This window comes from Peribacillus simplex (genome assembly GCF_030123325.1).
Taxonomy (GTDB): Bacteria; Bacillota; Bacilli; order Bacillales; family DSM-1321; genus Peribacillus; species Peribacillus simplex_D.
Window position 1 is genome coordinate 2,225,332 of record NZ_CP126106.1, and the last position, 21,568, is coordinate 2,246,899.

General features: G+C 37.1%; 21 protein-coding genes. 13 read left to right on the forward strand and 8 right to left on the reverse strand.

Translation table 11 applies throughout. The features are described 5' to 3' along the window. Positions 1 to 336 precede the first annotated feature (336 nt). The 4 genes from QNH43_RS10580 to QNH43_RS10595 all read left to right on the forward strand — a co-directional run bounded on the left by QNH43_RS10580 (position 337) and on the right by QNH43_RS10595 (position 2,442). On the forward strand, positions 337 to 1,269 hold the full coding sequence (locus QNH43_RS10580) for an HNH endonuclease (protein ID WP_076372070.1): 933 nt from the start codon (positions 337 to 339) through the stop codon (positions 1,267 to 1,269). A gap of 135 nt (positions 1,270 to 1,404) precedes the next feature. Next, positions 1,405 to 1,863, forward strand: coding sequence for an HNH endonuclease signature motif containing protein (locus QNH43_RS10585; RefSeq protein WP_283917788.1), 459 nt, complete (start codon positions 1,405 to 1,407; stop codon positions 1,861 to 1,863). A gap of 16 nt (positions 1,864 to 1,879) precedes the next feature. Further along, positions 1,880 to 2,158, forward strand: a complete 279-nt coding sequence (locus QNH43_RS10590) for an SMI1/KNR4 family protein (protein WP_283917789.1) — start codon at positions 1,880 to 1,882, stop codon at positions 2,156 to 2,158. 26 nt (positions 2,159 to 2,184) lie between these two features. Continuing rightward, positions 2,185 to 2,442, forward strand: coding sequence for a hypothetical protein (locus QNH43_RS10595; RefSeq protein ID WP_283917790.1), 258 nt, complete (start codon positions 2,185 to 2,187; stop codon positions 2,440 to 2,442). Positions 2,443 to 2,506: 64 nt separating this feature from the next. On the opposite strand, the gene QNH43_RS10600 is transcribed toward QNH43_RS10595, so the two are convergent. The 4 genes from QNH43_RS10600 to QNH43_RS10615 all read right to left on the reverse strand — a co-directional run bounded on the left by QNH43_RS10600 (position 2,507) and on the right by QNH43_RS10615 (position 9,965). Further along, the gene (locus tag QNH43_RS10600; RefSeq protein WP_283917791.1) at positions 2,507 to 4,912 is read right to left on the reverse strand and encodes a M14 family metallopeptidase; all 2,406 of its coding nucleotides are present in this window, start codon (positions 4,910 to 4,912) and stop codon (positions 2,507 to 2,509) included. 1,297 nt (positions 4,913 to 6,209) lie between these two features. Next, a complete protein-coding gene (locus QNH43_RS10605) occupies positions 6,210 to 7,532 on the reverse strand; it encodes a CitMHS family transporter (protein WP_283917792.1) in 1,323 nt (440 codons plus the stop codon). A 400-nt stretch (positions 7,533 to 7,932) separates the two neighbouring features. Continuing rightward, entirely contained in the window at positions 7,933 to 9,057 is a 1,125-nt protein-coding gene (locus tag QNH43_RS10610) for an AbrB family transcriptional regulator (RefSeq protein WP_283917793.1), read from the reverse strand. 47 nt (positions 9,058 to 9,104) lie between these two features. Further along, positions 9,105 to 9,965, reverse strand: coding sequence for a LysR family transcriptional regulator (locus tag QNH43_RS10615; protein WP_283917794.1), 861 nt, complete (start codon positions 9,963 to 9,965; stop codon positions 9,105 to 9,107). A 266-nt stretch (positions 9,966 to 10,231) separates the two neighbouring features. Between QNH43_RS10615 and tcuA the strand changes: the two genes are divergently transcribed. Next, entirely contained in the window at positions 10,232 to 11,743 is a 1,512-nt protein-coding gene (gene tcuA / locus QNH43_RS10620) for an FAD-dependent tricarballylate dehydrogenase TcuA (protein WP_283917795.1), read from the forward strand. 462 nt (positions 11,744 to 12,205) lie between these two features. Here tcuA and QNH43_RS10625 read toward each other — a convergent pair whose 3' ends face one another. Continuing rightward, positions 12,206 to 12,352 carry a hypothetical protein gene (locus tag QNH43_RS10625; RefSeq protein ID WP_278090096.1) on the reverse strand — a complete coding sequence of 49 codons (147 nt, stop codon included), beginning with the start codon at positions 12,350 to 12,352 and terminating at the stop codon, positions 12,206 to 12,208. Positions 12,353 to 12,406: 54 nt separating this feature from the next. Then, positions 12,407 to 13,534: a 2-methylaconitate cis-trans isomerase PrpF family protein gene (locus tag QNH43_RS10630; protein ID WP_283917796.1), complete on the reverse strand. Its 1,128-nt coding sequence runs from the start codon at positions 13,532 to 13,534 to the stop codon at positions 12,407 to 12,409. Positions 13,535 to 13,682: 148 nt separating this feature from the next. Between QNH43_RS10630 and QNH43_RS10635 the strand changes: the two genes are divergently transcribed. Both QNH43_RS10635 and QNH43_RS10640 read left to right on the forward strand, forming a co-directional pair. Next, positions 13,683 to 14,546 carry a LysR family transcriptional regulator gene (locus tag QNH43_RS10635; RefSeq protein WP_283917797.1) on the forward strand — a complete coding sequence of 288 codons (864 nt, stop codon included), beginning with the start codon at positions 13,683 to 13,685 and terminating at the stop codon, positions 14,544 to 14,546. Between the two features lie 252 nt (positions 14,547 to 14,798). Continuing rightward, positions 14,799 to 16,109, forward strand: a complete 1,311-nt coding sequence (locus tag QNH43_RS10640; protein ID WP_264641367.1) for a CitMHS family transporter — start codon at positions 14,799 to 14,801, stop codon at positions 16,107 to 16,109. Between the two features lie 93 nt (positions 16,110 to 16,202). Here QNH43_RS10640 and yyaC read toward each other — a convergent pair whose 3' ends face one another. Beyond that, positions 16,203 to 16,736, reverse strand: coding sequence for a spore protease YyaC (yyaC, locus tag QNH43_RS10645; protein WP_283917798.1), 534 nt, complete (start codon positions 16,734 to 16,736; stop codon positions 16,203 to 16,205). Between the two features lie 307 nt (positions 16,737 to 17,043). Here yyaC and QNH43_RS10650 point away from each other — a divergent pair, with 307 nt between their 5' ends. From QNH43_RS10650 to QNH43_RS10675, 6 genes are all read left to right on the forward strand, one after another. Beyond that, entirely contained in the window at positions 17,044 to 17,688 is a 645-nt protein-coding gene (locus QNH43_RS10650) for a YczE/YyaS/YitT family protein (protein WP_283917799.1), read from the forward strand. After that, complete coding sequence (locus QNH43_RS10655; RefSeq protein ID WP_283917800.1) at positions 17,672 to 17,968, forward strand: hypothetical protein; 297 nt, start codon at positions 17,672 to 17,674, stop codon at positions 17,966 to 17,968. Before QNH43_RS10650 ends, QNH43_RS10655 begins: the two co-directional genes overlap by 17 nt. Positions 17,969 to 18,690: 722 nt before the next feature. Beyond that, a complete protein-coding gene (locus tag QNH43_RS10660) occupies positions 18,691 to 19,110 on the forward strand; it encodes a MarR family winged helix-turn-helix transcriptional regulator (protein WP_283917801.1) in 420 nt (139 codons plus the stop codon). A gap of 156 nt (positions 19,111 to 19,266) precedes the next feature. After that, positions 19,267 to 20,016, forward strand: coding sequence for an SDR family NAD(P)-dependent oxidoreductase (locus QNH43_RS10665; protein WP_283917802.1), 750 nt, complete (start codon positions 19,267 to 19,269; stop codon positions 20,014 to 20,016). An 89-nt stretch (positions 20,017 to 20,105) separates the two neighbouring features. After that, positions 20,106 to 20,345, forward strand: coding sequence for a hypothetical protein (locus QNH43_RS10670; protein WP_283917803.1), 240 nt, complete (start codon positions 20,106 to 20,108; stop codon positions 20,343 to 20,345). Positions 20,346 to 20,524: 179 nt separating this feature from the next. After that, the gene (locus tag QNH43_RS10675; protein WP_283917804.1) at positions 20,525 to 21,082 is read left to right on the forward strand and encodes an Ig-like domain-containing protein; all 558 of its coding nucleotides are present in this window, start codon (positions 20,525 to 20,527) and stop codon (positions 21,080 to 21,082) included. A gap of 201 nt (positions 21,083 to 21,283) precedes the next feature. Here QNH43_RS10675 and QNH43_RS10680 read toward each other — a convergent pair whose 3' ends face one another. Continuing rightward, positions 21,284 to 21,562, reverse strand: coding sequence for a tyrosine-type recombinase/integrase (locus tag QNH43_RS10680; protein ID WP_283917805.1), 279 nt, complete (start codon positions 21,560 to 21,562; stop codon positions 21,284 to 21,286). Between the last annotated feature and the right edge of the window lie 6 nt (positions 21,563 to 21,568).

Sequence of the window (21,568 nt, forward strand, 5' to 3'; positions counted from 1 at the left end):
TTAAATACTTGCAAAATAACTTTCCAGATAATATATCATCATTATACTTTAAGTTATCTTGAGAAAAGTTCTCAAGTACTTCCCGTTCAAGAGCTTTAGACGAAATTATTTTTCTTTTTCAATAGAATGATCTCATTTACACAGTTACTTATAAAAAATCCGTATTAAATGAAGAACTAATCCATATTTTCGAGAATGTGGAAATTTATTCCTTGGACCGTTGCGATTACAATTCGAAAAAAGTAAGGTATGATTGGGTATATAGATTATGTACGATTATAAAAAGAAACAACTATGAATTTAAATCGTATATTTTAGCATGTAGGAGGAAATACGTTGAGCAGCTTTATTGTCATGCAAGGCAGTACATATCAAGAAGAAAAACAATTAGGGATCATCTGGTCTCCTCAAATAGACAAATCAGGCATGGTACCTCACTCATGGAAAAGGATGCAAGAGGTCAAAAGTGGCAATCGAATCTTTCATTATGTAAAAGGGTTCATTGTCGCAATTAGTGTAGTCAAAGAAGGCTGTAAAGAGGGTAGCAAGCCACAAACGATGCAAAATCATGATAGATGGAACGATGAAGGATATCTGGTTTCGACTGAATACCGTGAGCTAGAAGTACCACTGAATGTACGCGATCATTTTGATGAAATTGTCCGGTACCTACCTATTAAGTATTCAGCATTCCAAGTGGACGGAAGTGGCAATCAAGGCTACTTATATCCTTGTAATGAGGAGCTTTCTCTTAAACTATTAGAATGTATCAGTGTGCTCAACATTTATAAATTAGATGAAGATCAATTAGAACTTTCTGTTGATGAAGTCATTGAAAAAGAGCGTAACCCATTACTAACCATCATTGCCGAAACTGAATCAGAGGCTAAAATGAAAATCCGACGCGGCCAGCAAAAATTTAGAAAGAGCTTAATGCCACTCTGGAATAATGAATGCCCGCTATGTGGCATTGGAATGGAAGTCCTTCTAAGAGCAAGTCACGCTAAACCATGGAAGGACAGCTCAGATCAGGAGCGACTAGATCCATACAACGGAGTACTATTATGCTGCAACCATGATGCGCTGTATGACAAAGGCTTGATTTCGTTTGACGGTCAAGGTAGACTGCATATCTCTAAGCAGATTCCTGAAGAAGAGTATGTTCTGTACGGTTTGGCAAAAAACGTAAAAATCCCCGTTCATCCTGAAAATAAACTTTATTTTAAGTGGCATAAGAAGAATGTATTTGTGGAGAATAATAGAGTTTAATATCTTATTTTGAAGTAAAGGGGATAGATCCACATGCCAATACCCATTAAGCTAACACCGTTTTATCATGTCGAGGTTAACTCCTCGGCTTTTTCTATAGGTTTTGGAATGATTTTCGCCACGATAGCATCTTAGGTGAATGAAGCAGTTGGTAAATCTAAAACGAAAAGTTACAAAGTCACATCTACAAATTTTTGGATCACTAAATCCAAACAAACGGTAGGATGGAGCGGTGCCAAACCTATAACAAAAACCGTTCAAAAAAGTGCCAAATTGGCAAATAAGAAAGCAAGTTTATACCCTAAAATCAAAAATGATCACAACAGGGTGACTATGCCTACTCCTAAAATTGCCGATATGGAAATAGTGCCAAAAAAAGATAGAGTTAAGTGGACAAGTACAAATAGAAAAAATTACAAGAAGGCATACATAAAAAAATACGGTGATCCAAAAATTGATTGGAGCGGCGACTCTACCGAGATACATCACGTTGTTCCAAGAGAATACGGTGGAACTAACAAATTTGAAAATTTATTCCCGCTCCCTGTAAGAATACATCGTTCTACAGTTAATACCTGGTGGAAAAACTACTAATAAGGAGATCATCTATATGCCATTTATTAATCAAACTTTAGCAAGTTTTAAAAATAGATTAGACGAAGACTTAAGTATGATTGTTTCAGGTCCTGAAGGAGAAAACTCGAATATTGTTTGTTCCTTTAATGATCCGGCTACAAAAGAACAAATTGAGGAATTTGAAAAGAAAACGGAATGGATTTTACCAGAAGACTACAAGGCATTTTTATTTATTCATAACGGTTGTATGCTTTTCGAACATATAGACGAAGATGGCGACAGAGTGGGAGGGGAATACGGCTTCATTCTTTAGAAGAAATCGAGCGTGCATATAAAGATATGCAAGCAGATGAGCCAGATAAACCCTTGCCTTTTATTCCTATAGGCAGCGTATTGGACGGAACCTTGGCTATTAGTATTAAAAAACTCAAAACTCAAGAGCCAAATTATTTACTTAATTTTGATATACCATCTGAAGAATTTTTTGAAGACATTCAACTTAACTTCGAATTGTTTCTTGATCGATATATTATGACTCAGGGGAATGATTTTTGGAACTGGAACACTTATACAGCTGAAAACTATTATAGGTTATAAACAAAAAGCAGAGTGTGAAAAAACACTCTGCTTTTTGTTTAGGTTGCCAACCCCTTGCAAACCGTTATTTTATTGTAAGCGTTACAGAATTATAGTTTTTCCCATTACCGAGTGGATTGTAGTTTTTCTCAATGTTTCCTGCGGCGTCCACAGTGAAATAATTGATGGTTGTTGTCTTTTCAATTTTTAATGTTTCTGCAAATTCACGGGTGCCGCTTAATTTAATTTTAGTTGATTGGAAGGTAGGGCGGCTGCCGTCAAGCGTATAATAAATGGTGGCTGGCTCACTTGTTTCAATCTTAACATTAACCGGACCTGTGTATTTACCGTTTCCAGGTGTAGCTTTTGAAGTAGGCGGCTGATGGTCTTTTGCACTGTTGTAGGCTACTTTCATTAAGCCAATCAACCCATTGGCAAATTCCATTGCTTCTTCATGACCTTCTACAAAGGCTGGCTGGAATCCAACTGCCTGCCATCTTTTTGTATCCTTATTCCATAAATCTGCCCCTACTTCGAAGTTCCAGGCATAAATCCCCTTTTCATACCATAGGTAGTCCGCAGAGTTACCTGCAGCAGAGTATAGTACGTCAGGAATTGGACCTGTACGGCTAGGTAGAATGACCGTTCCGCGGTGGTCTTGAATATCATTTAAGATGTTATCAGAAGCTGCCCAGTAAAACGCTTCTTCACCAGCTGATGGGCGTGGTAGAGTTGTACGTTTTGAATCGTAAGCACCAGGGGACCACATGAAGTAGCCGCCATAACTATGAATATTCATTGCAAACTTAATATTTGGGTTTTTGTCAGCAAGCCAGACAAGGTTTCTTCCTTCAGGCTCAGAGTTTTCAGCTGGTCCAGCATAAGTTTCTCCCGTGCAACTTGTACCTCCGCCAATATAGCCATCAAAAACGGAACCAACAGAATGGTTGCGGTTAAGGTCAACTCCCCAATTATTACGGTACCCAGGGTCAGAGGCAGTGGGACCACAGTGATTGGTCATATTCTTACGCTGCACATTGTAATCATTGAGGCTGTAATTGGCACCATCAGGGTTTACTGAAGGTACAAGGAATATATCAAGATTATCGACAAGCTTTCTTGTCTCACTATCTTGACTATAGTTTCGCAGTAGTCTTTCCGCTGTTTCGATTGTTACGAGTGGGGTCACCCATTCACGGGCATGCTCCTGAGCATATCCAAGAACACCTGGTTTAGAACCGTCTCGATGCTTGCCGATTCGGATCGCTTTTACTGTAAAAGGATCACGGGAAACGTCTGCCCCAGCTTTCAAGCCATCAGTTAATATCGCAGCATTTGTAGTTGGTGCGACAACACCAGCACCAGTATTACCGCGGTATGTAGTCGCAGTGACAAGGTGGCTAGCATTCTCATTCAGTGCTTTAACCACTTGTGCGGCAGTACTTGTTGCCTTTCCTGACGAATCAGTAGCTAAATCTACTAAAATCTTGGTACCATCCACAGTCACTTTTAGTGGTGCATTATTGGTTCCTGGATTCTTGAATTCTACCGATACATCATTCCCGCCTTCATGCCCCCATGCTTTTGAGGAAACAACAACTGCGAGATTGGTCGTGCCGCCGATAGTTGCTTGGGCAAGACGTCTGTAACCATTTGTTTTATTTGGCATATCAATGATTTCTACCAAGTTCGGAAATTCTTTTGCAAGGTTTTCGGCACGTTCATATAATTCATTTGGTGACATATAGTGGTCAACAAAATCCGTAACATAATCTGTTTTTGGATGTTTCGGCTCTTTCCCTAACCATTCAGTAATGGTGCTCGTAGCTGTTCCTCCAAGATTACTTTCAATTTTAACAGATGAAGGAATGGCGCTAACTGGTAGAAGCAAATAGTGATATAAATATTCACCGTAATCTACCAATCTAGAAAGTGTAGCGGATTTTTCCTCACCGTTCTCGGTCCAAGTTGCTTTAAGTGCTGTGCTAGCAGTCGCACCGGCGCTTGATTTCACTTCGAGATATAGGAAGGTGCCTGATTGATTGGTAAAATGGTTTGCCCTAAGGACTTTAAGTGTATCCTCGGAAGCTGCCAGACTGGCTTGCAGCTGGACAGTAGATTGCCGCTCTGCCACGCGTGTGTTCCATTGATTTTCGGTGATCAGGGTCTCTTTTACATTGATGCCAAAGGTCTTTAACATGGCAATTTCTGTTGGTGTGACAACGGCATCCACTTCATAGACTCCGTCGTGTGCTTCGATTCTGTGGGTAAGGTCAATTCCAAGCTCAAGAAGCTTGTCCTTTGCCTTTTCATTTGGTACTACAAGTTGAACAATTGAGACCGATTCTTCCTTAGGAATCGGCTGGTCAGGTTGTTCGACCGCTGCAACCGGAATACTTAGGCCTGTATAAAATGTAGAGAACCCTAGTCCGGTAATGGCAGTCATCACCACTAAATTCCTTTTCCATTTCTGCTTTTTCTGTTTTGTCAAAAACTGCACCCCCAAAATGCTAGAAATTTTAATACAAGCTTATTGTAAATTGAATGTACTTAATATCTTGTCGTAAAATCAGGGGCAGATAAAAATCGGCTCTACAAAAATTTTATTGAGAAAATATAATACTTTATTTTAGAAGAATAAATTTTAGGCTGTTTTTCCTGTTTAAAAAGTACTGTGCCACTCGAAATCCAGTAATTTTAGGAGTACAAAATTACTGGATTTTATTCCATTATAATCCCCATAAACTGTATATTGATAATCAACTGTTTTTATTGTTTAATATTGTTGCTGCTTGTTTAATTTTGTAAAAGGAAAGTTGTAATATATTTCATGTGAATTGCGGCTCTATTGTTAAAAGCCATTAAATGCCTATCAACCTTTGTGCCAGTCCAACATTTAATAAAGAAACAAGAATTATTATGAATAGGAATGATGGGGAATGGCAAAAAGAAACCGAGGAAAATCAATCAGCTACTTGCCTTCAAATGGCAGAGGGACATGCCCACTGTGTGAAAGAACAGGAGTAAAGCTTCTCTACCCGCACAAAACTGAAACAAACCAAACCATCAAAGTCTGCAAAAACTGCCGCCATAAATAAAAATCTCATAGTATAAAAAATCACATTCAGCAATTGACCGTAAAAATGAAACCATGGAAATGGAAGCTATTACTATGGTAAAAGCGCTACAAGTAAGTAACAACCGCACAGAAGCAGAATCAGCTATGGCGAAGGAGAACCTATACTTTGGCTCGTCTGCAGACAGATATTCTCGAGCTTGCGATAACAGATTTAATCGAGAAATATAGTAAATAAAAAACACCAACATCCATTGGGTGCTGGCGTTACATCTATACGGTAATTCATTAAAGTCTATGAATATAAAAAAAATCTGGCAACATTAGAACAGTTTGAATAATAATTCCCATTCGGTGGGATAGTATTCTTACACCTAAATGTTGTCTATCCCTGTTATCAGTTGCCTGGTGCAGGGGTAGTTTTATTGTCCTGGTAAGTTACTATGTGAGAAACACATTCAATTAAGCTTAATACAGCTCTTCCCAGTGCCCTTGTAACAGCCTAAAAGTTGGTACGGGGCATTTTGTGCGTTATGGCTGCTTGCTACTAATATCCTATATCTTGATGGAACTAGTGAAAAAAGAGAAATCAAACAGTCTAATACCGATAGCAGTTACACCAAAATAAACCCCTTGGAGCGAATGGGTTTATCTTTCACTTATAAAATGCCACAAAAGTCCTTGCAAACAAGTATACAAGGACTTTTATAAGTTACATAAAAGAAATAGCACCACTAATTATAGCTAATACTGTTAAGATTAACGATGTCAAGATGGCCCATTTGTATGCGAATTTCTGATATTCTCCAAGGTCTTTATCAACCATACCAACTAATAGAATGGTTGATGCAACAAGTGGACTCATTAAATGAGCGGGTTGTCCCAATATAGAAGCCCGAGCAATTTCTAACGGACTAATACCATAGGCTGAAGCTGCTTCTGCAAGAATAGGGAGAACTCCAAAATAATAGGCATCATTCGATAAAACGAAAGTGAATGGCATACTTGTAATGCCAACAATGACAGGAAAAAACTGTCCTAATGAAGCAGGTATTATCGCAACCAGTCCATTAGCAATAGCATCAACCATTTTTGTACCGGAAAAGATTCCTGCAAATACTCCTGCCGCAAAAACTAATAGAACAACAATTAATGCGTTTCCAGAGTGTGCTAAGATACGTCTTTTTTGCATTTCCAAATTGGGATAGTTAATCATTAAAGCAATAGCGAATCCGACCAAAAATAAAATAGGGGAAGGTACCAATCCCATAATAAGAAGAACCATAATGCCTACCACAATTAATAAGTTAACCCACAAAAAACGAGGACGTTTAATGTCAATATGATGATATGTTTCAGTGGCTTCATTTTCTATAGTAGCAGCTATTTCATTTTTCAACTCTTCTATATGTATTACACCAAGTCGTTTACGTTCTTTTTTCCCTAAAATAAATGCGACGAAAATAACCCAAAGAGCACCACCGAACATGGTAGGAATAAGTGGAACAAAAAATTCGGATGCATCAAGTCCCAATACTGCTATTGCTCGGGTAGCAGGTCCACCCCAGGGAGTCATGCCACTCATTACACTTAAAGCTAGCATGGCTACTGTGGCTAAAACCAATGGATTCATACCGATTCGTTTATAAAGTGGATACATAGCTGAAACAGTAATGATATACGTTGTTGTACCGTCTCCATCCAGGGCCACGAGTAATGCAAGAATTGTGGTACCCAACGAAATTTTGACAGGGTCCCCCTTGACAACTTCTAATAACTTTTTGATAAGTGGGTCAAATAAGCCCGTGTCTATCATAATACCAAAAAACAATATGGCGAATAATAATAGGGCTGCAGAAGGAGCGACTAGCTTAATACCTTCCATCATCATAGTGCCAATTTTACTTCCAAAACCACCAACTCCCGCAAAAACGATCGGAACTAAAGTTAAAGCAACAATGGGTGATAAACGTTTGGACATAATTAAATAGGTAAAAACGGTAACCATGGAGATGCCTAAAATTGTAAGAAACATTATTAAATCCCCTCCCAAATTTTGAATGCGCTTTCAATTGATCTCTGGATGGCTAAGAATTAGTTTTGTGACTCTTCAGAAAAATTAACTGGTAGATTAATAAGTTTTACACTATGCTTATGCGCTTTTCTTTATTAAAGGTAATACAGGGAGAACAATAAGTTAAATACATATTTTTTTTGTATAGGTATCAAAATAATTTATTCTTAATAAATGATGGGGGGAGGAGAGCAAAGAAAGCCAAGGGATAAGTGATACAATAAAGAAATTATTAAAAATTTAATGCTATTTTTAGTATTTAAAAAGAAGGTCATCATCTAAATATTGTGGATGATAACCTTCTTTTCTTTATTAATCAGACTTTTTCAGTGTCCTTGAGCAAAGCTCGCTCCTTTTTTATTTAACATTTAGTTTTAAGGTTACTGTTCTTGTCTTTTTTTCTTAAACTTAATTTTAATACCAATCTTAGTAATGGAGGCACTGCGGCATAAATAAAAGCCATCCGAAATAGTTGATAGCTGGTAACAATAGATACATCAGCATTTACTTCTTGTGCAATGATTCCCATTTGATCCATTCCACCAGGGGCTAAACTTAAAAAACCCGTAATAGTCGATAAATCATAATACTGGGTCAGTAGAAAACTAAAAAACATTGTTGCGCAGATCAAAATCAGTCCGTTCATCAAAGCCAAAAATAAGGTCTTTCTTTTATTGTCAAGTTGTTCCGGTTTTAATAGTAAACCGATATAACCGCCAACCATAAATTGAGATATATCAAGAAGTGAAGGAGGAAGTGGTGGTCCCTGCAAACCAAAAAGACCTATTGCGGCAGCAACGATTACTGGTCCCAAAAAGTAAGGAGCTGGTAATTTGATTATTTTACCTATTCTTGCTGCGAGGAAACAAATAAGCGCGAACAGAAACATAAGGGGAAATAAATCACTCCACTCTGGAATAACGTTATCCATTATTTTAGATGAGTCATTGGTACTTTTCCCTGCAAAAATAGGACTGAAAATTAAAAGGGGAACTAAGAAAACAACCATTATCACTCTTGTAACATGGAAAAAGGTTACTGTCGTAATATCAATACCTTTCATTTCTTCTGCAAACACAACAATTTGTGACAAACCTCCAGGAATACTACTCGTTAAGGAGGTAGGATAGTCAATGCCGGAATATCTTGACATAACAAAAGCTGAACATACACACACAAGGACAATTAAGGTTGTAAGGATCAACATTGAGGGAAGGTGACTAATCATGTCAGACAGTGAACTCTTGGTAAAAGAAATGCCAATTGAATAACCTACAATAATCAATCCAGTATTTCTCATCGAAATGGGCCAAATTAATTTAACGTTTTTGAAACGTGATGTAATTAATAGGGCTGCCATTGGACCTAGAAGCCAGGGGATTGGCAACCTGATAAGAGAGAAAAGGCAGCCTCCAATAAAAGCAGTTAGAAGTGCAGCCGAAAATTGGATTGTCTTGCTTGCATTATTTAAATCCCACTTTTTCATATTAATTCTCTTCCTTTGTACTAGTTTTATTTCGATTCGTCTTATTGCTATTGTTTAGAATCATTAAGAAAATCAATAAATGCTTTTACTTGTGCCAACTCCATAGTCACATCCCGATAAAAAACCCAAGTTTCTCTAAGCAAATAGCTATTATCGCTTAATACAATGGGGAAAGTATACAGTGGTTCATCATTTTTAATACAGATTTCTGGTAAAATGGCATATCCTAAACCATTAAGAACCAGTTCTTTACATGTTTCAATCCGATCTACCTCCATTGAAATCTTAGGTGGTACCGCAAATGTTTCCTGCCACCAGTTTTCAATAGTATTCCTTAACGATTGGTCTGTCTGATAATTAACTCTAGGAAGAAAAGGAAGTTCTTTTAAATCAATTTTTTTACTGGAGGCAATACAAATCTTTTCTTCTTGAAATAACACTTTATTTTCCTGCCATTTGTAAGGGCCTCTAACTATCCCGAGGTGTGCTTCTTCTTTTTGAAGCATTTGATGAATTTGAGAACTCCATCCAGTTTTCAAACTAATTTCAACCTCTGGATATAGGGTTAGAAATTCTTTTAATAATACTGGTAGTTTATAACGGGCAAACAAGCCAGATACACCCAATCGTAAAGTTCCTTTTACTTTTTTATCCAAATTTGAAATGTGTTCTTTTGCAGCGCCTAATTGCTTCCGCATATTTTTCGAATATTGAACGAGGTATTCCCCTTCAACTGTAAACTCGACACCTTTTTTGCCTCTAGAGATTAAATTTGTTGTGAACTCTTTTTCCAGCTGTTTTATACGATAGGATAAAGCTGGCTGAGAAATAAATAGTCGTTGTGCTGCCTTTGTTATATTTCTTTCTTCGTAAAGAGTAATTAAAATAAGCCAATCTTTTTCATCCATAAAATTTTTCTCCTTTAACCATAAAAAATATTTATGGGTAATTATAAATAATAATAATTTATTTAATTTCTAAAAGTATAATACAACTAATCAATAAAAGAAATCTATCTATTTATGTAAAGCAATAGACTCACTCTAGTTCGCGTTTACTGCATTTTTCATAAAATTTTTCTATGGCAATGAATAAAAAAACAATATTATTTTTATTCATTATTTTCACTTATTATTTACATGAAGAGTTATCACTACTTAACAGGAGGGGTAAAATGGCAAATACACAAAATTATGATGTAGTTGTAGTAGGAGCAGGAAACGCAGCTTTATGTGCCGCAATCTCAGCAAAAGAGGGAGGTGCTAGAGTTCTTGTATTAGAACGAGGACCATTGGAAAAGCGTGGAGGAAACTCTTTCTTCACAGATGGAGCCATACGTGTAGCCTACAATAATTTAGACGCAATCAGAAAAGTAATACCTGAATTAACAGACGCAGAAGCCGAGTTAATTGTTATGCCTGAATACTCGGAATCCGATTATTACAATGATCTAATGCGAGTAACAGGTGGACAAAGTAATCCTGAGTTAGCAAAACAGCTTGTTTCTAGATCGTATGAAACAATTGCGTGGATGCGTGATCAGGGAATAAAATTTGAATTGAATTATGAAAATCAATCTTTCGTACAAGATGGTAAGCGCAATTTCTGGGGAGGACTGCCTATCAAAACGGAAGATAAAGGCGTTGGCTTAATGAGACAGCTCTTTGCGCGGACAGAAGAAATTGGTATTGACGTTTGGTACGATTCACGTGCTGTGGAGCTTGTATCAGAGAATAAGACAATATCCGGTGTCGTTGTTGAGAAAGATCATACAATGGTAACAGTTCAGACATCCGGTGTGATTTTGGCTTGTGGCGGCTTTGAAGCCAATAAGCAAATGAGATGTGAAAACATTGGTGAAGAATGGGAAGCGGCAATTGTTCGTGGAACCGAATTCAACACAGGAGACGGCATTTCCATGGCTATGGCAGTCGGGGCTCAAAAATTTGGACAGTGGTCTGGATGTCATTCGATTGGGACAGATTATAACGCGCCAAAAGTAGGAGACTTCACGAAGCCGGGAGATATTTTTAAAAAGCATTCTTATCCGTACAGTGTCATGCTTAATAATGAAGGGAAACGTTTTGTTGATGAAGGAGCAGATTTGCGAAATTACACCTATGCCAAATACGGCCGTGAGGTATTAAAACAGCCTGGACATGTGGCATATCAAATTTATGATGCACAGGTACGCCCGATGCTGCGTAAAGAATATGACCTTGAAGAAGCGACTATTTATAAAGCAGATACACTTGAAGAGTTGGCTAGTTTACTGCCGGTCAATCAAACACAATTCCTTAAAACGATCGAAGAATATAACAGTGCCGTACAAGATGGCGAGTATAGACCCGCAGAGAAAGATGGCAAAGGAACGAAAGGAATTACCCCTCCTAAATCCAACTGGGCACTTCGAATTGAGCAAGGGCCATTCTATGCTTTCCCTGTAACGTGCGGAATCACCTTCTCGTTCGGTGGTTTACATGTAGATGCAACGGGTCATGTGTTAGACAAAGAAGAACAACCGATAAAAGGTCTCTTTGCGGCTGGTGAAATGATTGGGGGGATTTTTTATGAAAACTATCCCGGTGGATCCGGGTTAATGTCTGGAGCAGTCTTTGGAAAATTAGCTGGTTCATCCGCAGCCCACTATACTCAAGAAAAGGTTGAAACGATCAATAATCACTGAGTCTTTTCCTTGAATGGTCTATTAGATAAGAATGTGTCCAAAAATAATAGAGATACGTGAAGTAGAAGAATGAAAAATAGCCAAGGCTTAAAATAGTCCTTGGCTATTTGATATTTTAAAATATTAAAAGTCTTTATGCATTGACTAAAACTCATATCATATAGGGATATGAGTTCTAGAGAATAGCTTTAAGCGTCCGGATGGCCCGACAATAAATAATGGGTTGGTTTGTGGATATTTTCCCCTATAACAAGAATGATAGATAACAATTAGTTTTCTTTTTGTTTAAATACCCTAGTAACCATGAAAATCTGGATTCAGTATCTATATCCTAACTTGTATAAGGGTGAGCGCTCCCTCCCGGAAATTTTTCAACTATTCTCAATCCTATTTTATAATTGAATTTTGTAGGCATCGGTTAGTTGGAGATACATTAGAGTCTGGTCTCTATTGAAAACTCACTTATACAAAACAAGGATCATTGAAGTAAACTATTTCGGAAAGAATTTTAGTGCCATTCATATTTTTGAATAGTTCTTTCGCTTCTTTTTCTGTGTCAAATTCAAAAATTTTAATATTTCCTTTTAAAAAGACAGTGATGACCCACATTGCAAAGCCTCCAAGTGATAGATAATTTTTTTTTTGCGTAATTTGCAAATCAAATCAAGCTAATTGATAGGTAAGGTCGTAATTATTTTTCGTGTACACGTATCCCTCTAAAATGATTCTTGCTGTGCGTACCACTTTAATAGCGCGAATGTGTCCTGCCAAAAAATCAACTTTTGTTTCCATTATTCCCGCCGGGTGGGCTAATCGAAAAATTTCCTGTTTGATGTCCACCATATCCGATAAAATCGTTTCCTGTAAGTAAGCTCCTGCAGTTGCACAGATTGCTCCTGTAATAGCAAGCGCTTGATGGGGCTTCTGCATCGACATCATTCTGATCATCAAATCCATCTCTGACGCTTTTCTATCCGATCCGTTTATGTCGACATAATCCATAGGAGGAGCAATTAGGGTCATTTTAGGCACAGCAGGAGATTGGACAGTTGCTGATTTCTTATCGGAAAATTGACACATTTCAGCTGCAATTGACCGGATTTCTTCTAGTTCATTTAATTTTTCCTGTGAATATTCAGTGGGCAATTCGCTTCCGTTTAGACCAATATCCTGTGCCCTTACAAAAACAAGTGGATTAGCAACATCAATAATTGAAACTTGAATCAGTCGATCCTTCGTTTTAATCATGTCAATTGGATTTCCTGTAGGGAATAGTTTTCCTGTAACTGCTCCTTCAGCACGAGTAAAAGAAAGATAGATAGGTGATCCTTTACCAGGTACGCCTGGAATTGAGCAGCTGCCTTCTGTTTTCACTTGTCCATTTTCAACCTCTACTTCTGCAATAATCAATTTTTGTGTATTTGTGTTAAAAATTTTTACCGTTGTAACAGGTTCTTTTGCCGGAACTAATCCGTGCTCAATTGCGTAAGGTCCTACAGCAGATGAAATATTACCACAATTCCCTTTAAAATCAACCATTTGATTATCGATGCTGATCTGCGCAAATGTATATTCCACATCGAATTCTGGTGAATCCGATTTTTTGATAATCGCAGCTTTACTTGTCAATGAATTCGCTCCTCCAAGACCATCAATCTGTCTCCGATCCGGACTGCCCATCACGTCAAGTAAGAAACCTTCCCAGTGTGAGCGATTCGAAGGCATATGTTCAAAGTTAAGGAACACACCTTTACTTGTCCCGCCGCGCATTACAACTACTGGTACTTTCATTGTTTAACCACCTTTTCTCAACCCATTATTTATAGCACTACCGGTTCCATTGGGAATATAGTATGATAAGTTATGTAATAAGTAAAATACAAATTTTTTTAATAAAAACGATAAAAAAACTTATAATCTAAAAGTGGGAGATGGTGAAGTGGACGAAAAAGATTGGATTGCGATAAGGATACTATATGAAGAAAAAAACATTAGCCGTGCCGCAGAGCGTTTATATATATCGCAGCCGGCGTTAACGTACCGGCTTAAAAATTTAGAAAAAGAATTTAGCACGAACTTATTTTTCAAAATAAAAGGAGGCATTGAGTTTACTTCCGAAGGGATACATTTAGCGGGCTATGCGGAAGAAATGGTGAAAAAGTTGCAAAAAACGAAAGATTATATGCTTAATATGAAAAATGAGGTAAGAGGAACTTTAAGGCTTGGCGTTTCCAGCAACTTTGCCCAATATAAACTACCAGAAATATTGAAAAAGTTTTCAACACAATATCCTCATGTACAATTTAATGTGAATACAGGCTGGAGTACAGAAATCATGCATCTTCTGGATTCCTCTAATGTTCAATTAGGCATTCTGCGTGGAAACTATGAATGGTATGGAATCAAATCGTTACTGCATAAAGAAAGACTTTGTTTAATCTCTAAAAAAGAGGTAGACTTAGATGATTTGCCACAACTTCCATTCATAAATTATAAAACAGACAGTTCTTTAAAAAACTTAATAAATGGCTGGTGGCATGATAGATTCCCGGAGCCACCATTTGTAACTATGGAAACAGATCGACAGGAGACGTGCAAAGAAATGGTCAAAAATGATCTTGGTGTTTCTATTTTGCCGGAAATATGCCTGCAGCCTTCAGATAACTTGCATACATACGGGTTATCTTACAAAAATGGGAAGCCAGTCTTAAGAAATACATGGTTAATGTATAACCAGGATTCTTTAAAACTATCTACTGTGAAAAACTTTATTGATTTCTTGAATAAAAATTCCAATCTTTAACGAAAAAGCACAATGAAATTTATTGACAATTTCATTGTGCTTTTTCGATTTCTTAATTTAATATAAAATCGATTATAAGTTTTTTTTTCGAAAAAGTAAAAAAAATATGTATTTCACTTATTTTAAGAAATGAACTATTCTAAAAATAGAAACCAAATCAACAGGGAAACAGAAAATATTATATAATGTTTTTTAACTATTCAAACTTTTTATCCGATTTGTAAGCGGTTTCTTTAATAGGAGGGGATTCATATTCTTACGTTACTTGGAATTTCAATGGTCGTTGTCTTTACTTATTTAATCATGTCTAAACGGTTATCACCTGTTAATTCTCTTGTGGTCATTCCAATTATCTTTGCATTAATTGGCGGATTTGGTCCAGAGCTCGGAGATATGATGCTCGATGGAATAAAGGTTGTCGCACCTTCAGCCGCTTTGCTATTGTTCGCTATTTTGTTTTTCGGAGTTCTGATTGACGCTGGATTATTTGATCCACTTATTAAAACTATGTTAAAAATCGTAAAAGGGGATCCGGTTAAAATAGCGATAGGAACAGCAGTAATCGCAATGACCGTTGCCTTAGATGGAGATGGTACCACGACTCATATGATTACGATTTCCGCTATGCTGCCTCTTTACTTACGACTTGGTATGAATCCACTTATTCTTGCCACTATTTCTATGCTGGCTGTCAGTATTATGAGTGGTATGACTCCTTGGGGAGGACCTGCAACAAGAGCAATAGCATCTTTAGGTCTCGATGCAAATGAATTCTTTGTCCCGATTATCCCAACACTGTTCGCAGGTATTGCAGCTATTCTTTTTACCGCTTATGTACTTGGGAAAAAAGAGCGCAAAAGGCTTGGGGTTGTACATATCAAAGCTGCACCTGAAATGAAAGGAGCTCTTGCTGAAGCAGCGGTAGCTTCCGCCATACAAGACGATTTAAAGCGCCCTAAATTAATATGGGTCAATCTTTTGTTGACGCTCACGGTTATGGTCATTCTTGTAATGGGCTTCGTACCGGTACCTGTGTTGTTTCTAATCGGATTTGTGCTTGCTTCGATCATTAACTACCCTAACTTAGAACAGCAAAAAGAGCGAATCGTGTCACATGCAGGAAACGCTATAACCGTCGTCACATTAGTATTTGCGGCTGGTATTTTCACAGGGATCTTTTCCGGAACAAAAATGGTAGACGCCATTGCAAATTCATTAGTGGCCATCATTCCGGATTCTTTAGGCTCTTTTTTACCGATGGTCGTTGCGTTCACCAGCATGCCATTTACGTTCGTTTTATCCAATGATGCTTACTACTTTGGTGTTTTGCCAATTCTTGCCGAAGCAGGAGAAGCTTATGGGGTGAGTCCTTTAGAAATTGCCAGAGCTTCCGTACTGGGCCAGCCTGTACATTTCTTAAGTCCACTCGTGGCATCGACTCTTTTACTAGTAGGGATGGTAAAAACAGATATCGGGGAACTACAGCGGTATGCATTTAAATGGGCTCTAATTTGTTCATTAGTCCTTATCATTGTTGCCATCTTGACAGGGGCTATCATTTAAGTACAATGTTATCTAATAAATTCTTCGAATTTAAACAAAGTAGGGCTGTGCCAAAACCAATTATTATTAGTGGTTTTGGCACAGCCCATTCTTTTATTTAATTCCAGAAGTCTCACCGCTAGCTTGAGTAATTATTTTTACGATTGTTTTCGCAAGGTTCATAACCGTGTATAGACGAGTATCATTTAAAAATTGCATGGTTGGCAGCGGATCTATATAATTGACCATTCCTGTAATATGATAATCTCCCACTTCCGGCAATACTTTTTTTAAAGCTTTCCCTGGGACAAGTGGTCCATCCTTCAAGAAAACATGACCGACCTGGTTTTGATTCCCTAAACAAGCATCCACACTAAAAATTAGAGGCTTTTTGAATTGTTTTTTAATTATTTTCAACGTGTCTTTTAAATTAAATGCATGAACGGGATTTTCCAAAGTACCGTAAACACGATAAGGCACCGTATGTTCTTTAAGCATTGTCCCGACTAAAGGGCCTAATGAATCCCCAACTGATCGGTCCGAACCAATGCACAGAAAGATTACATCTTCATTTTGACATCCAGAAGATTGAATAATCTCTTTGACTTTTAATGCTAAGCAGTTTATTTCTTCGCCTTTTGGTTCCACAGAACAAATTGCTCCTCTTCTTGTAAATTAGACTCATCTTCATTCCCCTTTGTTCTATTATACGAACAAAAAGGACATCATGCATGTAAATATATGTATATGCTCGAGGTCATATCCAATATTTTACTTTTGGAGAAACTTTTTAAATATACTTCTCTGTGATTATCTGGTCTTCTTCAAATTCTCACCTGGCGTGTCAGTATTGCTTTTGAAATACCGGGTAACAACATCTGAATATCATTAATCATCTTGTTCTTTTAGACATCTTCATCTAAAGTAAATGGATATATGATATAGAGGTGAAGAGATGGCATTTAGGCTATTACGATATTTTATTTTTTTTCTTGGTTTAACTTTTTTTGGATTAGGGAATGCGATTGCGGTAAATGTTCAATCCTTGGGGCTGCACCCATGGGAAGTTTTGAACGTTGCCCTGTTCCAGCGGTTCGGGTTCACGATTGGGACTTGGAGTGTCATGTGTGGATTAGTACTTGTGGTGATCACCTTTGTAGTCGATAGGAAGTATATTAGTATTGGTACCTTTCTAAATGCCTTATCAATAGGACCAATCATGGATTTTTTCTTACATCTCAACATTCTTCCTCATGAAACGGATCAATTATGGTTGAATCTACTCATCTTGTTGATGGGTATCATCATATCCGGCATTGGCGGAGGAATTTATGTGGCTGCGGGAATCGGGGCAGGTCCTCGAGATGGTTTCATGCTTTCCGTTTCGGAAAAAACCGGGTTATCGGTCAGCCGGGCAAGAATTTTTGTCGAGAGCCTCATCTTGATATTCGGGTTCACCCTTGGAGGTCCAGTGTTTATTATGACGTTTGCATATACCTTTATTCAAAGCCCAATCTTTCAGTTTTCCATGAAGCTAATGCGTTCCTATATCGCTAGTTTGGAGCGGAAGCAAAAGGGACAATTTGAGCTTCCATTATAAATTGAAAGGTGGATTCAAAAATGATACAGATATTGATGCACGAATATTTGCTGAAATGATTATCGAAAAACTCAACTATTCTTATGAAGATTTTAAAAGGGAGTTGGGTTTTGATAAAAGAGTCAGTTTTTCTTTTCAAGACTACATTTATCATATTAATGAACTTCTAAGCTATGGCATCTCTAAGATTATGAACTCGATTACAATCGTTTTGTACAACGGAGGAGCCACTACAACAGGCAACATTGGATGGAAAGCCTTTAGAGGAAATATGGAGTAATTTGAAAATATTATAGTGTGCTATGTAACTAACGCAGGTTAGTGAAAGAAGGAATTTTCATATTCTATACTGATAATTTATAAAAAATTCTGATCGTTTATAATAAAGCTTGATTAGGATCCTGTTTTGATGTGCAGGATTTTTTCTTGTTCCGCAATTGGATCATATTCTTGAATAAAGAAGAAATTTATATAAATAGTCTTAAAATTATGATTTATTCCAAAAAAGATCATCGTTTTTAAATAATGTACAAATACAGTGCAACCAGTACGTGCCTATTATGTAATTCACTTAAAGGATATAAAGAATAAAAAGGCTCTAATATTGAATAAGAATATAGGGCGTAACTATTTTTGAAGATTTTTTGAAACTGTGTACTTTTAGGTTGTTTTTAAAACAAATAGGTTCCATTTCATAAGTGAGAAGGGAGAATGTCTTTTGAGCTTAAAACATGAGAAACATATGAGGTCAGAAAAAGCTGATAAGACTTATTTGGAATGGAGAAGGAATAGTAAGGTACCTCCAGAAGAATTTATCAAATTAGTCATTCCTTCTATAATGTATGGGATTGATTTTGAAACAAAAAATAACAGGTATATAAGTTGACAATTAAAATAGGTTGGTTCAATATACATGCTATAGCATGTATTTATTAATATCTCAGTGGAAGATTTAGTAATATGCTTAGCTCTATCTTATATCTTAATTAATAGAGGTGATATATGGATTTACAAGATTTAATTGGGTATCTTATTCATCGTACGGATGTAAAAATGACCAATTATTTTACCAAGAGGTTAAAACCATATGAAGTTACCCCAGAACAATGGGGCATTATTAGTGTTCTTTGCAGCCAAAAAGGCACTACTCAAAAAGAGTTGGCAGAAGCCATTGATAAAGATCAAACTACTATCGTAAGAATGATACAGTCAATGGAAAAAAAAGGGGTTGTAATGAAGTCTTTTAATGACCAAGACAGGCGTTCACATTACCTTTTCTTAACTGAAAAAGGTGACGATATAAAAAAAACTATCCTGCCTGTGGTTAAAGATGCTCATCATTTCGTTACGAGTAATTTAAGCGAGGAAGAGATCCAGCAATTAAAATCGTTATTAAACAAATTATATGATACACGCTACTAATACTTGTTCCTTATGGATGCTATGCTATTTATAAGGAACAAAGTCAATTTTTCGCATTATATATGTTATAGCATGTATTTTTTGCTTGTGTCATATGTAGAGTTGGTAGCGTCAATAATTTTAATTACAAAAGCTAAATGAAGGAGTAGATAGAGGATGCTGAATGGAAAAGTAGCAATTATAACAGGAGCAAGTCGAGGGATTGGAGCTGCTACAGCCAAATTATTTGCTCAGTATGGGGCTAAGGTAGTTGTAAACTATGCCAATAATATGGGGGCGGCAGAGGAAGTAGTAGAATTCATCCGTGAAAATGGTGGACAATCCATTGCGGTTCAAGCAGATGTTAGAAATCAAGAAGATATGAATTCTCTAGTAAATCAAACTATTTCACATTTCGGAAAAGTGGATATTCTGGTAAACAACGCAGCCATTCACTTTGCTATGAAACCCTTCTTTGACATGGAATGGGATGAATTCAGGCCCAAAATTGAAGAGGAAGTGAAAGCAGCTTTCGTTTCAACAAAATCAGTATTACCGGTTATGAAAGAACAGAAATACGGGAAGTTAGTTTTCATTTCAAGCGGTTTAAGCCACCAGCCTATGCATGGCTTTATTGCACATGGAACAGCAAAGGCGGCAATTAATTCCTTTGTACGGTATCTGGCTCAAGAATTAGGACCATATAATATTACAGCTAATACAATATCACCTGGTATGGTCGAAACAGATGCCACTAAACATACTCCTGCAGAAGAAAAAGAAAAAGCAGCCACATTTACTCCATTAGGAAGAATTGCAAACCCTGAGGATATTGCTCGTGCTGCCTTATTTTTTGCAAGTGATCAAAGTGCCTTTATGACAGGAACTTATGTCCCGGTATCCGGTGGCATGGAAATGAATTCATGAATTTATAAAAAATCAAATCTAATTTGAGATGATTACGGAAGTTTTAGTCATGAGAAAAATAATATTAGCATTTGATAGAGAGCTTGTGATTGCAGAAAGAAATAGAGCAGGATGGAATGTGTCTTCTCGGTAAAAGGCGCAAACCCCAAACATTACCTTATGATTCAAATAATGTGGAAATAATTTACTGCGGCACTTTTGATAGAGGATTGTGGAGAAGTGTAGATGGCGGAAGTTCATGGGAAGCAATTGGAACGCTTCATTCTTTTGGTGATGTATTTACCAATGATACGCCCGCAATTCGCTCTGTAACGGCTTTGGCTGTCTAACCACTGACAGGGGAGGACGGTAATGGAATAGTCTTTGTAGGAACCGAGCCAAGTCGCTTGTTTGTTTCAAGGATTGGTGGAGATAGCTTTGACTTATTGACTAATTATAATCAATTCCTTCTCGATCTTCTTGATTTTTTCCACAAAGAACATATACACACCATGTGAAATTGATTGAAATGGATAGTACTAATCCTAAAACAATTTATACAACCATTGAGGTAGGGGTATTAATTAAGAGTTTAGGAACAATCGGTCAATTGCTTCCTTTGCATGATGTCGATTTTCATAAAATAGATGATCCTAGTAGTGGAGTATTATTAGTGGCTGGATTATCTGACTCATATGTTATTGATCTAGTATTTGCAGCTGTGCAAAAAGATTTTGTTACAAATGGTAACTTAGAATATTTAGGTAGTGAATATGAGAACGGTGTTGAAGTACAATCGTACCAAGCTAAAAAAGGAACTTACTATGTGGACGTTATTGCACCAAGTAAGCCAGCAGTAAATAAGGTCAACAATAATGACAAAGTTGTCACTGGTAAAGCAGAAGCTAATTCAACTGTAACTGTTAAAAGTGGTAGTAAAGTGTTAGGTTCTGCAAAAGCAAGTTCTATGGGGAACTACTCAGTCAAGATTAAAGCACAGAAAAAAGGAACTACACTTTCAATAACTACAAAGGATAAAGCAGGGAATACTAGTTCAAAGGCAACTACTAAAGTTGTAAAACATTAAGTTCAATATAACAAAAAGGGAGCCTGGTGGTTCCCTTTTTTTTATTTGGAAGGCCTTAGTGAGTCATAATCATACTCGTTAGCACATCTTCATTTATCCCAATATGTAGAATGGTAGGTGTCTCTATAAGGGAGTACTATACTTGGCATTGTTATGTGCTCTCAAACTAAAAAGGCGAAGACTAAAAATCTTCTCCTTTTTTTAATCCTTTTCACGATAATTGGTTCTTCTCTCTCCCAGCAGTTTCGCAGCCTTTTTAGCCTTCTCCTGTTCAGGGTTTGTACAGAGGGCAGCCGTTGTGGTTGAAGTATGACCGAGTTGAGTCATCAACAAATGAATATCTACTGCTTGTTCCATTAAATTCGTCCAATAGGTATGCCTCAGTTTGTGTTGGGACATGGATTTATTGGATTTAATGGCCCTCGTGTATTTCTTTACTAGTGCCTCGATGGCGCGATTGGAATGAGTAGTTTTCTGCATGGTTAT